11 protein-coding genes, 1 riboswitch and 1 other annotated feature are annotated in these 13633 nt (G+C 43.6%); of the genes, 5 read left to right on the forward strand and 6 right to left on the reverse strand.

Going from position 1 to position 13633, the window contains the following annotated elements; all coding sequences use genetic code 11:
* Positions 1 to 315: 315 nt before the first annotated feature.
* The 3 genes from leuS to MKX49_RS22465 form a co-directional block, all read right to left on the reverse strand.
* A complete protein-coding gene (gene leuS / locus MKX49_RS22455) occupies positions 316 to 2730 on the reverse strand; it encodes a leucine--tRNA ligase (protein ID WP_340877863.1) in 2415 nt (804 codons plus the stop codon).
* A gap of 53 nt (positions 2731 to 2783) precedes the next feature.
* Positions 2784 to 3014: a binding site (T-box leader), on the reverse strand.
* A gap of 153 nt (positions 3015 to 3167) precedes the next feature.
* Positions 3168 to 3431 carry a DUF2524 family protein gene (locus tag MKX49_RS22460; protein ID WP_034310579.1) on the reverse strand — a complete coding sequence of 88 codons (264 nt, stop codon included), beginning with the start codon at positions 3429 to 3431 and terminating at the stop codon, positions 3168 to 3170.
* 96 nt (positions 3432 to 3527) lie between these two features.
* Positions 3528 to 4034, reverse strand: a complete 507-nt coding sequence (locus MKX49_RS22465) for an SMI1/KNR4 family protein (RefSeq protein WP_052137365.1) — start codon at positions 4032 to 4034, stop codon at positions 3528 to 3530.
* A gap of 168 nt (positions 4035 to 4202) precedes the next feature.
* On the opposite strand from MKX49_RS22465, the gene MKX49_RS22470 reads away from it, so the two are divergent.
* The 3 genes from MKX49_RS22470 to MKX49_RS22480 all read left to right on the forward strand — a co-directional run bounded on the left by MKX49_RS22470 (position 4203) and on the right by MKX49_RS22480 (position 6263).
* The gene (locus MKX49_RS22470; RefSeq protein WP_048686310.1) at positions 4203 to 5162 is read left to right on the forward strand and encodes a TIGR01212 family radical SAM protein; all 960 of its coding nucleotides are present in this window, start codon (positions 4203 to 4205) and stop codon (positions 5160 to 5162) included.
* Entirely contained in the window at positions 5159 to 5731 is a 573-nt protein-coding gene (locus MKX49_RS22475; RefSeq protein ID WP_323598611.1) for a class I SAM-dependent methyltransferase, read from the forward strand. Before MKX49_RS22470 ends, MKX49_RS22475 begins: the two co-directional genes overlap by 4 nt.
* Positions 5732 to 5867: 136 nt before the next feature.
* The gene (locus tag MKX49_RS22480; protein WP_340877864.1) at positions 5868 to 6263 is read left to right on the forward strand and encodes a hypothetical protein; all 396 of its coding nucleotides are present in this window, start codon (positions 5868 to 5870) and stop codon (positions 6261 to 6263) included.
* Positions 6264 to 6325: 62 nt separating this feature from the next.
* On the opposite strand, the gene MKX49_RS22485 is transcribed toward MKX49_RS22480, so the two are convergent.
* A complete protein-coding gene (locus MKX49_RS22485) occupies positions 6326 to 7129 on the reverse strand; it encodes an alpha/beta hydrolase (RefSeq protein WP_034310569.1) in 804 nt (267 codons plus the stop codon).
* A gap of 210 nt (positions 7130 to 7339) precedes the next feature.
* On the opposite strand from MKX49_RS22485, the gene MKX49_RS22490 reads away from it, so the two are divergent.
* Entirely contained in the window at positions 7340 to 7858 is a 519-nt protein-coding gene (locus MKX49_RS22490; protein WP_053537396.1) for a gamma carbonic anhydrase, read from the forward strand.
* Between the two features lie 288 nt (positions 7859 to 8146).
* Here the strand turns inward: MKX49_RS22490 and metK are convergent, their stop codons facing one another.
* Entirely contained in the window at positions 8147 to 9340 is a 1194-nt protein-coding gene (gene metK, locus MKX49_RS22495) for a methionine adenosyltransferase (RefSeq protein ID WP_048686467.1), read from the reverse strand.
* 163 nt (positions 9341 to 9503) lie between these two features.
* Positions 9504 to 9666, reverse strand: a riboswitch (SAM riboswitch).
* A gap of 429 nt (positions 9667 to 10095) precedes the next feature.
* On the opposite strand from metK, the gene pckA reads away from it, so the two are divergent.
* On the forward strand, positions 10096 to 11682 hold the full coding sequence (gene pckA, locus MKX49_RS22500; protein ID WP_340877865.1) for a phosphoenolpyruvate carboxykinase (ATP): 1587 nt from the start codon (positions 10096 to 10098) through the stop codon (positions 11680 to 11682).
* A gap of 635 nt (positions 11683 to 12317) precedes the next feature.
* On the opposite strand, the gene MKX49_RS22505 is transcribed toward pckA, so the two are convergent.
* On the reverse strand, positions 12318 to 13619 hold the full coding sequence (locus MKX49_RS22505; RefSeq protein ID WP_048686473.1) for a nucleotide sugar dehydrogenase: 1302 nt from the start codon (positions 13617 to 13619) through the stop codon (positions 12318 to 12320).
* Positions 13620 to 13633: the final 14 nt, after the last annotated feature.

Here is a 13633-nt window from a genome sequence, read left to right on the forward strand (position 1 = left end):
GTTAAAAAATAACAGTACTATACCAAACTATCACACTGTAAAATTTTATCAACCAATTTTTTCCCTTTTTTATGTCAAATGCTTGATTTATTTGGCCATAGAGCTGAAAAATGATTCGCATGAACCAATTAAGCAAGATATTTGCGTTCCGATGTTCCTCTCATGACGATAGTATGCCTAATTGGCAGATTGATCGCTAATAGATTTAAATCGGTGAGAATCCTAACATGACCTAATTCCCATGGTCAGCCAATGCCACGAAAAAAAGCTGTCCCAGCAGTAAAAATATGCGGGACAGCTTCCAATCATTTTTATTTAGTTTGCGACGATATTGACTAATTTACCTGGTACGGCAATCACTTTACGAACGGTTTTCCCATCGATTTGTTCTTTGATGGAATCATCACCCATCGCGATTTCTTCCAGTTTTTCTCTCGTAGTGTCAGTCGGCACCATTAATTTCGCTTTGACTTTTCCGTTGATTTGGATGACGATTTCGACTTCGTTATCCACTAACTTCGCTTCGTCGAAAGCCGGCCATGTTCCGTACGTGATGCTCTCGGAATGGCCCAGTTTAGACCAAAGCTCCTCGGCGATATGAGGTGCAACTGGTGCAAGCAGCTTTACGAAGCCTTCGATATACACCTTAGGAAGCGAATCCGCTTTATAAGCATCATTAATGAATACCATCAATTGTGAAATCGCCGTATTGAATTTCAATTCCTCATAGTTCTCGGTCACTTTTTTAACCGTTTGATGATAGACTTTTTCAAGCTTGCCCGTGTCATCCGTTTCGGTCATCTTATCTGTGATCGTACCATCATCGTTGACTAATAAACGCCAGATACGGTCAAGGAATCGGCGGGAACCGTCCAATCCGTTTGTGGACCAGGCAATCGAAGCATCCAATGGCCCCATGAACATTTCGTACATGCGAAGTGTATCGGCACCATGGCTTTCAACGATATCATCCGGGTTCACGACATTCCCTTTTGATTTACTCATTTTTTCATTATTCTCGCCAAGGATCATTCCTTGGTTAAATAGGTTCTGGAACGGTTCCTTCGTTGGCACGACACCGATATCGTACAGGAATTTATGCCAGAAACGAGCGTAAAGCAAGTGAAGCACCGCATGCTCAGCGCCGCCAATATAAATGTCGACCGGCATCCATTCTTTTAATTTCTCAGGATCGGCAAGTGCTTCTTTGTTATCCGGATCGATATAACGAAGGAAGTACCAGCTGCTTCCTGCCCACTGCGGCATCGTATTCGTCTCACGGCGTCCTTTTCGTCCGTTTTCATCCGTTACATTCACCCATTCCGATATGTTCGCAAGAGGTGATTCGCCTGTACCCGAAGGCTTGATGTCCGTAGTTTTCGGTAAAATCAATGGAAGTTCTTCTTCCTTCACTGGAGACATCGTGCCGTCTTCCCAATGGATGATTGGAATCGGTTCACCCCAGTAACGCTGACGGCTGAATAACCAGTCGCGAAGGCGGTATGTTATTTTTTTCGTGCCGATTTCTTTTTCTTCCAGCCATTTGATCATGGTCGAAATGGCTTCTTCCTTATTCAACCCATCAAGGAATTCCGAATTCACATGAAGTCCATCGCCTGTATATGCTTCACTTGTCACGTCTCCGCCAGCTACGACTTCCTTGATCGGCAAGTCGAACTTTACTGCGAATTCATAATCTCGCTCATCATGGGCAGGAACGGCCATGATTGCTCCTGTTCCGTAGCTGATCAACACATAATCGGCAATCCAGATCGGCATTTTTTCGCCGTTTACCGGGTTAATCGCATAAGCCCCCGTGAACACGCCTGATTTATCCTTTGCCAAGTCTGTTCTTTCCAAGTCGCTTTTATGTTTCACTTCATCTAAATAGGCTTCAACTGCCGCCCTTTGATCAGCCGTCGTAATTTTATCGACAAACGGATGTTCAGGTGCCAATACGGCATATGTTGCACCGAATAACGTATCCGGTCGAGTCGTGAACACCGTGAATGTTTCATCAAAGCCATCGATATTGAATGTGACCTCCGCTCCCTCGGAACGGCCAATCCAGTTACGCTGCATATCCTTGATGTTTTCCGGCCAATCCACATCATTAAGATCGTCGATTAAACGATCAGCATACGCCGTGATGCGAAGCATCCACTGTTTCATTGGGCGGCGCTCAACAGGATGGCCTCCACGCTCACTTTTCCCATCGATGACTTCTTCATTCGCCAATACCGTGCCAAGTGCAGGACACCAGTTAACGGCCACTTCATCAATATAGGCAAGGCCCTTTTCATATAATTTCAAGAAGATCCATTGCGTCCATTTGTAATAGTCGGGATCTGTCGTGTTTATTTCACGATCCCAGTCATAAGAAAAACCAAGGGCTTTGATTTGGCGGCGGAACGTATTGATGTTGTGCTCCGTGAATTCAGCTGGATCATTTCCCGTATCGATCGCATATTGCTCTGCCGGAAGTCCAAAAGCGTCCCAGCCGATCGGATGCAATACATTATACCCCTGTGCCCGTTTCATCCGTGCCAGGATGTCGCTTGCCGTATAACCTTCCGGGTGCCCCACATGAAGACCAGCCCCTGAAGGATATGGGAACATATCCAGCGCGTAGAATTTGCGTTTGCCGCTTTCTTCACCCGTTTTGAATGTCTTATTGCCTTCCCAATACTTTTGCCATTTCGTTTCTATGCTTCTATGGTCAAAACTCATATGATTTCCTCCTAATTTCCGTATAAAAAACAATAAAAAACCCCTCATCCCAAAATAGGGACGAGAGGATTATGTATATCTTCCCGCGGTACCACCCACATTGGCGATAGCTAAAATCCGCCCAGCTTAAAACATCCGTAACATGGATTAAAACGCCAGGCATTACTTATTAATTCACACCCGGGACTCCAAGGCGAGTTCGCGACCGTCCCAGGTTGACTTGCACCATCCGTCAACTCTCTTTACTGGTTTAAACCGCTACTATTCCTCATCATAGTCTTTATGAGAATATTGATTTTATTTCATTCTAGTCAATTTCACCGATAATTGCAATAGCCGTACATAAACATTATCGACAGGTTTTTCATTATATATGCGAATTCAGGAAAATTCGTGCAAAAAAGGGAGCTATTCATTCATAGCTCCCCTGCTTCCATTTAATGTCGCAGTAAAATCATTTCATTCCTCAATTCGTTCAACTGCTGCTTCATCCGCGAAAGCATTTCCCGTTGCTGGTCATTCGAACTGGCATACAATCGTTCCATATCCGTCAAAGCCTCTTCGATATACCTTTGCGAATTTTGAAATTGTTCATCATCATAATGCTCCTGCCGTGAGGCCTCGTTAAATTCAAACTCTGCAAAATGGAGAGCCCCTTCACATTGCTCTAAAAAATGATCGACGGATTGTCTGGTTGCCATTTCAAACCCTCTCCTTCGCGTCTCATTTGGATGATTCGGAATCATCTTTTCTAGTTTGAGCAAATAACGGGAGGATTATCATTTTTTTTTGAACAATCAACCTTTATCCCAAAACTTCTCACCTTGATGGGAAATGAACTGCTCGATCCATTCGGCAAAGCCCATATGGAGCTTCTCGCCTTCTTCAAAATCATCGATATGGCCTTTTACCATTAAATACTCCTTATCGCCTTTGGCGACGGCTTCCCCATCGATCACAATATTATCTTGATAAATGCAGGCCACTTTATAGCATCCCTCGTAGGAATTTTCATATGTGTAATTAATAATATCATCCAAGCTGTATAAATCGTTTTCCCCGCCTGATTCCACATTATCGAACAGACGGCATCCATTGGTTATTTTTAAAAACTCCTTATAATCCTCAGGCAGAAGCAGTCCGGTTTTCTTTTCAAAGGAATGAATTTGTTCATCCGAAGCAGGTGAATTGAAGGTGCAAGTGGCTTTGTATGTGAACCCATCTTCATTTACTTCGATCACCTGATTATTTTCGGCTAATTTCTTTTTCATTTGTTTGATCGCTTCTTCAACTTGACCGGTCATGTCCATCAGCTCCCGATTGGATATAGTCATTCAAAGATAAACTGGAAATAGCAGCAAAATATTTAGCCTTCAAGTATACAGTATACGCTTATTTTTCAAAAAAAGACCTAGCTGCGAGAATGTTGTATAATATATGTTGCGCTTTATTTTATTTAGGAGGTTGCTGATTTGAATCAAGCAAACCCGTTTATATATGCAACGGACAACAAACGATATCATACATGGAATTACCACCTGAGAGAACATTTTGGACATAAGGTCTTTAAAGTTGCCCTGGATGGCGGTTTTGACTGTCCGAACCGTGATGGCACCGTCGCACATGGCGGCTGTACCTTCTGCAGTGCCTCAGGCTCTGGTGACTTCGCTGGCAGCAGGGTTGAACCCTTGGACGTCCAGTTTAAGAAAATCAGCGAACGGATGCACCATAAATGGAAAGATGGAAAATATATGGCCTATTTCCAAGCATTCACGAATACGCATGCACCCGTGGCAGAGCTTCGCGAGAAATATGAAAGTGTATTGACCCAGGAAGGTGTCGTCGGACTCTCCATCGCGACACGCCCGGATTGCCTTCCAGATGATGTAGTCGAGTATTTAGCGGAATTGAACGAACGCACTTACCTTTGGGTCGAGCTGGGTCTCCAGACGGTCCATGAAAAGACCGCAACGATGATCAACCGCGCCCATGACTTCGATTGCTACAAAGAAGGCGTCGATAAACTGCGCAAACATGGCATCCGCGTCTGCTCCCATATCATCAATGGCCTTCCTCAGGAAGATTACGGCATGATGATGGAAACAGCCCGTGAAGTCGCCAAACTCGATGTGCAGGGGATAAAGATCCATTTACTTCATCTATTAAAAGGGACACCGATGGTCAAACAATATGAAAAGGGCCTGCTCGAGTTTCTTGACCGTGACGATTATGTCAGCCTTGTATGTGACCAGCTGGAAATAATCCCTCCAGAAATGATCGTTCATCGCATTACGGGTGACGGTCCGATCGATTTGATGATCGGTCCAATGTGGAGCGTCAATAAATGGGATGTCCTGAATGCCATTGACGCCGAACTGAAACGCCGCAACAGCTGGCAGGGGAAAAATCATCACATGGAGGTACAATCATGAAGCTAGATCGAATTTTGCCTTTCGCCAGGATTCTGCTGGAAAAAGCGGTCCGCCCCGGGGATATAACCATAGATGGCACGATGGGCAATGGCTTTGATACCGTCTTTCTTGCAGGACTTACAGGTGCAGACGGACATGTCTATAGTTTTGATATTCAGAAAGAAGCGATCGAAGCCACAGCGGCAAAACTGAACGCCGAGAATTTACAAGAGCGCTGCACCCTCATTCACGCTGGGCATGAACATGTAAGCAAATATATCGGGAAAGAACATTCCGGAAAGGTCACAGGTGCCATCTTCAACCTGGGCTACCTACCTGGCGGAGACAAATCAATCATCACCCAAGCCGAGACGACGATATCAGCCATTGAACAGTTGTTCGAACTGCTGGCGCCTGAAGGGATCATCATCCTCGTCATTTACCATGGTCATCCAGGAGGATCGGCAGAACGGGATGCATTGATGGATTATGTAGAGAACTTCCCTCAACAGAAAGCCCATATCCTGAGATACGGGTTCATCAACCAAGCAAACAATCCGCCATTCATTGTCGCGATTGAAAAGAGATGATAAATCTGACACCGTTCGATAAGAACGGTGTTTTTTCAATCCCAGCTTGCAGGCAGCAGAATTACCAATCATAACTTTTTGAATTTTTCGTCTATAATGATTATAATGATAGAAAATAGATAAGAGGGTGCAGAAAATGGAACATTTGCCTACTTCATTACTGACGGATATATTGACTGAAAAAATCAAAAGGGATTCAAGTGAGCACTACGGGGATTTTGTCAGCTCGCTCAACTCGTTGACAGAAGAACAAAAAACCATGGAGGACCTCAAACAATTTGACCATCATTTTGATAAGTTCCTGCCACAGCTCGATTTAATGATTTCCACCCAAAACCATGAAGCGATCATGAATATGAAAGCGACGCTTTTGGACCTATTCGCCAATGACTTGACCTTCAAATCCATTTATCTCCTATCCACTGCATTATCCAACAAAAAGGAACTTACTCATTTGAACCAATTTATGTATCCGGTTACTTTCTGGGCACCGGTCATCAAGTCGAACGAATTGCTTAAAAACGCAGGCTGATCCAAAAAAACTGCCGAAGTCAAACTTCGGCAGTTTTTCATTTATCCTGAAGTATGTACGGATCAAACGACATACCCTAATATCTTTAAACGGTTTTCAACAAAACTCAGCGCATATTGAAATACATCATCACGCTCCGGTTCATTGAAGATTTCATGATAAAGCTTCGGCCATTCCTTATATTGCTTTTCACTGGCCAAATTATAATTGAACCACTCACGAACCGCCTTCTTGTTCACGATTCGGTCATCTCCGCCCTGCATCACCAAAAGCGGCACATCCTGAAATTCAGGAATCTCTTCAAAAGCATCCTTCATAGCCTGTGCAAGCTCGCGATACCAGCGAACCGAAACCTTTGTGATATATAATGTATCGTTTCTATCGGATTCACGAATTTCCGCACTTCTCGTCGCCATTTCAGGTGTCAATCCGGAATCCACCCTGAACTGAGGCATAACGATGTTCAAACCATGCGAGAGCATTGTAAGGAACTTCCGCGGCTTCGTCACGAGGCCCAAGCAAGGAGAAGAAAGAATCACTCCTGCAATGTCCCATTCCTCTTCCTGAAGAAGGCGTATCGAAATCAAACCGCCCATGCTGTGTCCAAGTAAAAAGACCGGCAACGAATATTCATAAGCCTCTTCTATCCAGCTTTTCACTTCGTCCAAATACTCATCAAAGGAATCGATATGTCCCCGGTAGGCGCGAGTAGTCATACCCTGCCCAGGAAGGTCGCCCATGACGACATGGTATCCAGCTGAAAGCCACATTTGTGTTACCCACTTATAACGTCCGTGATGTTCCATTGCCCCATGAATGATGACAATGACGCCCTTTGCGTCTCCTTCTGTCTCCCATTTCCACATTCGAAATCCCCCTTTCACTTTTCACTTGTTGTGTACGATCCATGATAGTTGAAATAATATATATAAATTATAACCATATTCGTGATTTTCGACAAAAAAGAAATCTAACAAGTTGTACATTGCTATTATAAATAGCCAAGTGTATTTGCATACGGTATATTAAAATAATACATAAAAACATTCACTTCGGAAAGGAAATGATTGAAAATGATTATTTATCCGTATAAAGGCAAAGAACCTGAAATTGCTGAAAGCGCTTATATTGCTGAAAATGCTGTCGTCACAGGTGATGTCAAAATTGGCGACGAAACATCAATCTGGTTCAATTCCGTCATTCGCGGTGATGTATCACCAACCATCATCGGAAAAAAAGTCAGTATACAGGATAACAGCATCCTGCACCAAAGCCCAAATAATCCATTGATCATCGAGGATGAAGTAACCATTGGCCATCAGGTCATATTACATAGCTGTAAAATCCGCAAAGGAGCTTTAATCGGCATGGGATCGATCGTACTTGATGAAGCCGAAATCGGCGAAGGGGCTTTCATCGGTGCCGGCAGTCTCGTTCCCCAAGGCAAAGTCATTCCACCGAACATGTTGGCATTCGGACGTCCAGCTAAAGTCATCCGCGAAATCAACGAAGAAGATCGTCAGGATATGGAACGCATCGTACGCGAATACGCCGAAAAAGGCCAATACTATAAAACGGCGGAACGAATAAAGTAATGCACGAGCACTTGACTGAAAATTACGAGTATTTGAACGCAACTCACGAGTATATCGCTGAAATTCACGAGTATTGCACCAACTTACGAGTAAATTGCTTAAACTCACGAGTATTTGTTCCAAATTCACGAGTATTTGCTCAAAACTCACGAGTAAATCGCTCAAATTCACGAGTATGGCCCTTAAAGTTGAATTTCTTTGGGATTTCTTGAATTATTCCCGCAGACGGCTAAGTTAATCCATAAAAAAGGTGCCCCGCTAATAGCGGGACACCTTTTTTTATATGAATTACGCTTGTGCTTTTAATGTTTCTGCTTTGTCCGTGCGTTCCCATGGAAGATCGACATCTGTACGGCCGAAGTGTCCGTATGCAGCTGTTTGTTTGTAGATTGGGCGACGAAGGTCAAGCATTTTGATGATTCCAGCTGGACGAAGGTCGAAGTTTGCGCGAACTAGGTCAACAAGGACTTCTTCGCTAACTGTACCAGTTCCGAACGTATCAATAGAGATCGATACAGGCTCTGCCACACCAATTGCGTATGCCAATTGAACTTCCGCTTTGTCGGCAAGGCCGGCTGCCACGATGTTTTTCGCAACGTAACGTGCAGCGTATGCAGCAGAACGGTCAACTTTAGTTGCATCCTTACCAGAGAATGCACCGCCGCCGTGACGAGCGTATCCGCCGTAAGTATCAACGATGATTTTACGTCCAGTAAGACCAGCATCCCCTTGAGGTCCGCCGATTACGAAACGGCCAGTCGGGTTGATGAAGTACTTAGTATCTGCATCGATCAACTCGGCTGGAACGACAGCTTTGATCACATGTTCTTTTAGATCGGCTTGAATTTGTTCAAGCGTAATTTCTGCATCATGCTGTGTAGAGATGACGATCGTATCTACACGTACAGGACGGTTATTCTCATCATATTCCACGGTTACCTGTGTTTTACCATCAGGGCGTAGGTAAGCAAGAGTTTCATCTTTACGAACTTGAGTCAAGCGGAATGAAAGTTTATGCGCCAATGAAATCGGAAGCGGCATAAGCTCTTCTGTTTCATTACAAGCGAATCCGAACATAAGACCTTGGTCCCCTGCACCGATTGCATCGATTTCTTCATCTGACATGTTTCCTTCACGAGCTTCCAATGCTTTATCGACACCAGCTGCGATATCGGCAGACTGCTCATCAATGGAACTCAAAACGGCACAAGTTTCAGCATCGAAACCGTATTTCGCACGTGTGTAGCCAATTCCTTTAACCGTATCACGAACGATACGCGGGATATCCACGTAAGCGGACGTTGTAATTTCACCAGCAACAAGTACAAGACCTGTAGTTACACTAGTTTCACACGCAACACGTGCATTTGCATCCTTAGCTAGGATAGCATCTAAAATGGAATCTGAAATCTGATCACAAATTTTGTCCGGATGGCCCTCTGTAACAGATTCAGAAGTAAATAGACGTTTCTTTGACATCATATTTCCTCCTTGGAAGTTAGTATGTTGTAGGCATAAGCCTGATTTTTACGGAACTCGTTTCCCTCATTAGTTTCAACTATAGACACAGAATTACTTATAAAAAACACAAAAACCTTCCCTGGCAAATGAGGAAAGGTTTAAAACTCTGTCTTCTATCCTTTCACTCTTATCGTTCAAGGGTTTTTTACCTTGCTCAGGTTAGCACCATCACCACTATTCCTTGAAGACCTTCGCTTTATTTTCGGCGATCGATCTTGGAGTCAAGTTCAATATGGCAGGTTGCTGGGTTTCAAAGGGCCTGTCCCTCCACCAACTCGGGATAAGAGAATCCGTACAATTTAAGATATTATCGTATCTGGCTGGAATTTGTCAATGCTTTTCTAAAAAGAACATTTCCACCCAGAATGGCGTTCATTTGAAAAAACATGTTGATACAACGTCCTAGAGGGGTTTACAACGCAAAATACGAATAGAAATGTTGTAAATTGCCATTAATAATAAAGTATTGAACATCGAAAAGGAACGACATCCTGACTTTCCCATTAGACATATATTGCTTACTAACTTCCTATTTAAATAAATTTTTCTTCATGAAAGTATATGCGATTATCCTGACTCGGTTCCTGCCGGATTAAAATGATTAATGCGGCTAGCTGAAAATAATCACAAATTAAAAGAAATAGTATAGACTAATTAAATGAATGTGTTATACTAATTGTAATCTAAAAACTCAAACAAAGGAAGGTACCTCATATATGAATTCTGTAGATGTTTCTAATGAGTTACACCAATTATTAACAGGAAACAATGTGCAAACTCAACTATCAGTTCCTCAATTGGTCGAAAAAGTACTTAGCAGAAATGAAGGCGTTTTAACATCAACCGGCGCGGTAAAAGCTGAAACTGGCAAATATACCGGTCGTTCACCTAAAGATAAATATATCGTGGAAGAAGCATCAGTTAAAGATAAAATCGATTGGGGTCCCGTGAACCGACCGATTTCCGAAGATGTGTTCAATAAACTATATAATAAAGTAGTTGACTACCTAAAAGCAAAAGAAGAGATTTTTGTTTTTAAAGGTTTCGCTGGTGCAGACGAATCATCACGTCTTCCCATCCGTGTTGTTAATGAATATGCTTGGCATAACCTTTTCGCCCATACTTTGTTCATCCGTCCAAACGAAGAGGAACTGAGAGGTCACGAAGCTGAATTCACGATCCTTTCTGCACCTAACTTCAAAGCGGACCCAGAAGTGGACGGAACTACATCCGAAACGTTCATCATCGTTTCTTTTGAACGCCGTACGATCCTGATCGGCGGAACGGAATATGCAGGAGAAATGAAAAAATCGATCTTCTCGATCATGAACTACTTACTTCCAGAGGCTGGAATCCTTCCAATGCATTGCTCTGCTAACGTAGGACGTGAAGGGGACGTCGCTTTATTCTTCGGACTGTCCGGTACAGGCAAAACAACTTTATCAGCAGACACTAGCCGTAAATTGATTGGCGATGACGAGCACGGCTGGTCTTCTAATGGCGTATTCAACATCGAAGGCGGCTGCTATGCGAAAACGATCAACCTTTCACGTGAAAAAGAACCGCAAATTTTCGACGCAATCCGTTTTGGTGCTGTATTGGAAAATGTTGTTGTTGATCCGGATACGCGTGTAGCGAACTATGATGACAGTTCATTGACTGAAAACACTCGTGCTGCTTACCAAATGCAAGCGATCGATAACATCGTGAACCCAAGTATTGCAGGACATCCAAATACAATCATTTTCTTAACAGCTGATGCTTCAGGCGTTCTGCCTCCAATCAGCAAGCTTTCCAAAGAACAGGCAATGTTCCACTTCCTAAGCGGATACACTAGTAAATTGGCTGGTACTGAAAGAGGCGTAACTTCTCCGGAGGCTACATTCTCCACTTGCTTCGGTTCACCATTCTTACCGCTTCCAGCTACACGCTATGCTGAGATGCTTGGTGATAAAATTGACGAGCACAATGCAAAAGTATACCTTGTCAACACAGGATGGACTGGCGGTGCATACGGAACTGGAAGCCGTATGAAACTTGCTTACACCCGTGCAATGGTACAAGCGGCGCTTGAAGGTGAATTAGCGAACATCGAAACGATCAAAGATGATATCTTCGGTTTGGATATCCCGCTTCATGTTCCTGGTGTTCCTGATGAAGTGCTTCAACCAATCAAGACTTGGGCAGATCCTTCCGCTTATAAAGAAGCAGCAACAGACCTTGCCGCACAATTCCGTGCAAACTTCAAGAAATTCAAAAGCGTTCCAAGTGAAATCGAAGAACTTGGCGGCCCGACAGCTTAATAAATTGTACACAAAAGGACCAAGCTCTTGCTTGGTCCTTTCAGTTTGTCGGCAAGAAATGTCACATCCCGAACCATGATTATGGATTACTTTATTAAGTGCCATGGAAGGGGAAATACCTCATCTACTGTCGAATAAAGTACCAAGTAACCCGAAATACGGCATCTTCGCTCGAACTTACTGCCATACACCCCGAAATATGGCGGCTGCGCTCGAATTTACTGCCTTGCACCCGGAATACACGTCTACTGTCGAATTCACTGCCATACAGCTCGAAATACGCCATCTGTGGTCGAAATTACTCCTTACCCGAATACACGTCTACTGTCGAATTCACTGCCATACAGCTCGAAATATGCCATCTGCTGACGAATTCACTGCCTTGCAGCCCGAAATACGGCGGCTGCGCTCGAATACTGCCTTATAACCCGAAATATGACGGCTGCGCTCGAATAATTGGCCGAGACTCTGCTAGGATGCTTGACGTACAGGAAGCGGAACTGAAACAAACTGGATCGTTTCCACGTTCTGAAAGGACCACTTTCTTGCATGGTCCTTTTTTTCATTGGAAAAGGGGCACTGTGATAGTCAGTGCCCCCTTAATCGTTATTCCGTTATCCATGTTGTCCAAATTTTTAGATGATCGCTTTATTCCTGTCTTTTTTCATGGACACCGTTTTGTATTGATATATATTGCCCAGGTTGGCCACCGGGACATCTGTTTTAGTTGCATCAATGCAATTGCGTGTATCCAGAATCAATTTATTGCTCATGAGATTCGATAGCTTATCATAATCCATCTGTTTAAATTCATCATGGTCAGTCAGGATAAGTATCAAGTCGGCATCATTTACAGCGTCTTCCACTGATACGACTGGCATCTTTCCAGATTTGACATGCGGGTCATGCAAGGCTACATCCATGTTTTCCATTCCCATCAAGATATTGACGACATCAATGGCGGGACTTTCACGAATATCATCTACATTTCCTTTGTATGCTAGACCGAAAACAGCTACTTTTGGCTTCCGGATCCCCTCTAGCATCATCCTTACGGAATTAACGATGTAATAAGGCATCGATACGTTGGTATCACGGGCCAATTTAATGATTCTCGCATACTCCGGTGCCTTTGCAACGACGAAATACGGATCGACCGCTAAACAATGGCCGCCAACTCCTGGTCCTGGTTGGTGTATATTGACACGAGGGTGTTTGTTTGCCATCGATATGACATCCAAAACATTGATGTCCAGTTCGAAACAGATTTTCGTCAGCTCATTAGCAAGGGCGATATTGACATCCCTGAAGGTGTTTTCCATCAGTTTGGACATTTCAGCCGTTTTCGCATCGGTCTGAATGATCTCCCCTTGAACGAAGGTTTTGTAAACAAGACTTCCTTTATATGAGCATGTTTCGGTGATGCCCCCGACGATACGGTTATTATGAACCAACTCTTCAAGAATCCTTCCAGGTAAAACGCGTTCCGGACAATGTACGAGGAAAATGTCTTTTCCAATGGTAAGGCCCGTCCTCTCGATCATCGGTTTAATATGATCATCCATGCTTCTTGGCGCTATCGTCGATTCGATAATGATGACATTCCCTTTTTTGATAAAAGGAAGAATGTTTGAGGTTGCATCCATGACATGTGTTAAATCACAGGATTGGTGCATGTCCTTTTTATTTGGAGTAGGCACCGCGATGATGAAAACATCCGCATGTTCCGGGCTTAACGCAGCTCGGAACTTATTGGAAGCAATCACTTCTTCTAATACCTCATCCAATCCAGGTTCTTCGATATGGAGCCTGCCGCTATTCAAATTGGAAATAATTTCAGGATGGATATCCACGCCAACAACATCGACACCGTATTTCGCAAACATTAAAGAAGTTGGAAGTCCGATATAACCAAGTCCGATTGTACAAAGTTTCATATAAACCACTCCTA

The organism is Peribacillus sp. FSL M8-0224, from assembly GCF_038003055.1.
GTDB classification, from domain to species: domain Bacteria; phylum Bacillota; class Bacilli; order Bacillales; family DSM-1321; genus Peribacillus; species Peribacillus frigoritolerans.

Coding starts and splice junctions, on each gene's coding strand:
- MKX49_RS22505 (WP_048686473.1), bottom strand. CDS start 13,619: ATGAAACTTTGTACAATCGGACTTGGTTATATCGGACTTCCAACTTCT.
- leuS (WP_340877863.1), bottom strand. CDS start 2,730: ATGAGTTTTGACCATAGAAGCATAGAAACGAAATGGCAAAAGTATTGG.
- pckA (WP_340877865.1), top strand. CDS start 10,096: ATGAATTCTGTAGATGTTTCTAATGAGTTACACCAATTATTAACAGGA.
- MKX49_RS22480 (WP_340877864.1), top strand. CDS start 5,868: ATGGAACATTTGCCTACTTCATTACTGACGGATATATTGACTGAAAAA.
- MKX49_RS22475 (WP_323598611.1), top strand. CDS start 5,159: ATGAAGCTAGATCGAATTTTGCCTTTCGCCAGGATTCTGCTGGAAAAA.
- metK (WP_048686467.1), bottom strand. CDS start 9,340: ATGATGTCAAAGAAACGTCTATTTACTTCTGAATCTGTTACAGAGGGC.
- MKX49_RS22460 (WP_034310579.1), bottom strand. CDS start 3,431: ATGGCAACCAGACAATCCGTCGATCATTTTTTAGAGCAATGTGAAGGG.
- MKX49_RS22465 (WP_052137365.1), bottom strand. CDS start 4,034: ATGACCGGTCAAGTTGAAGAAGCGATCAAACAAATGAAAAAGAAATTA.
- MKX49_RS22485 (WP_034310569.1), bottom strand. CDS start 7,129: ATGTGGAAATGGGAGACAGAAGGAGACGCAAAGGGCGTCATTGTCATC.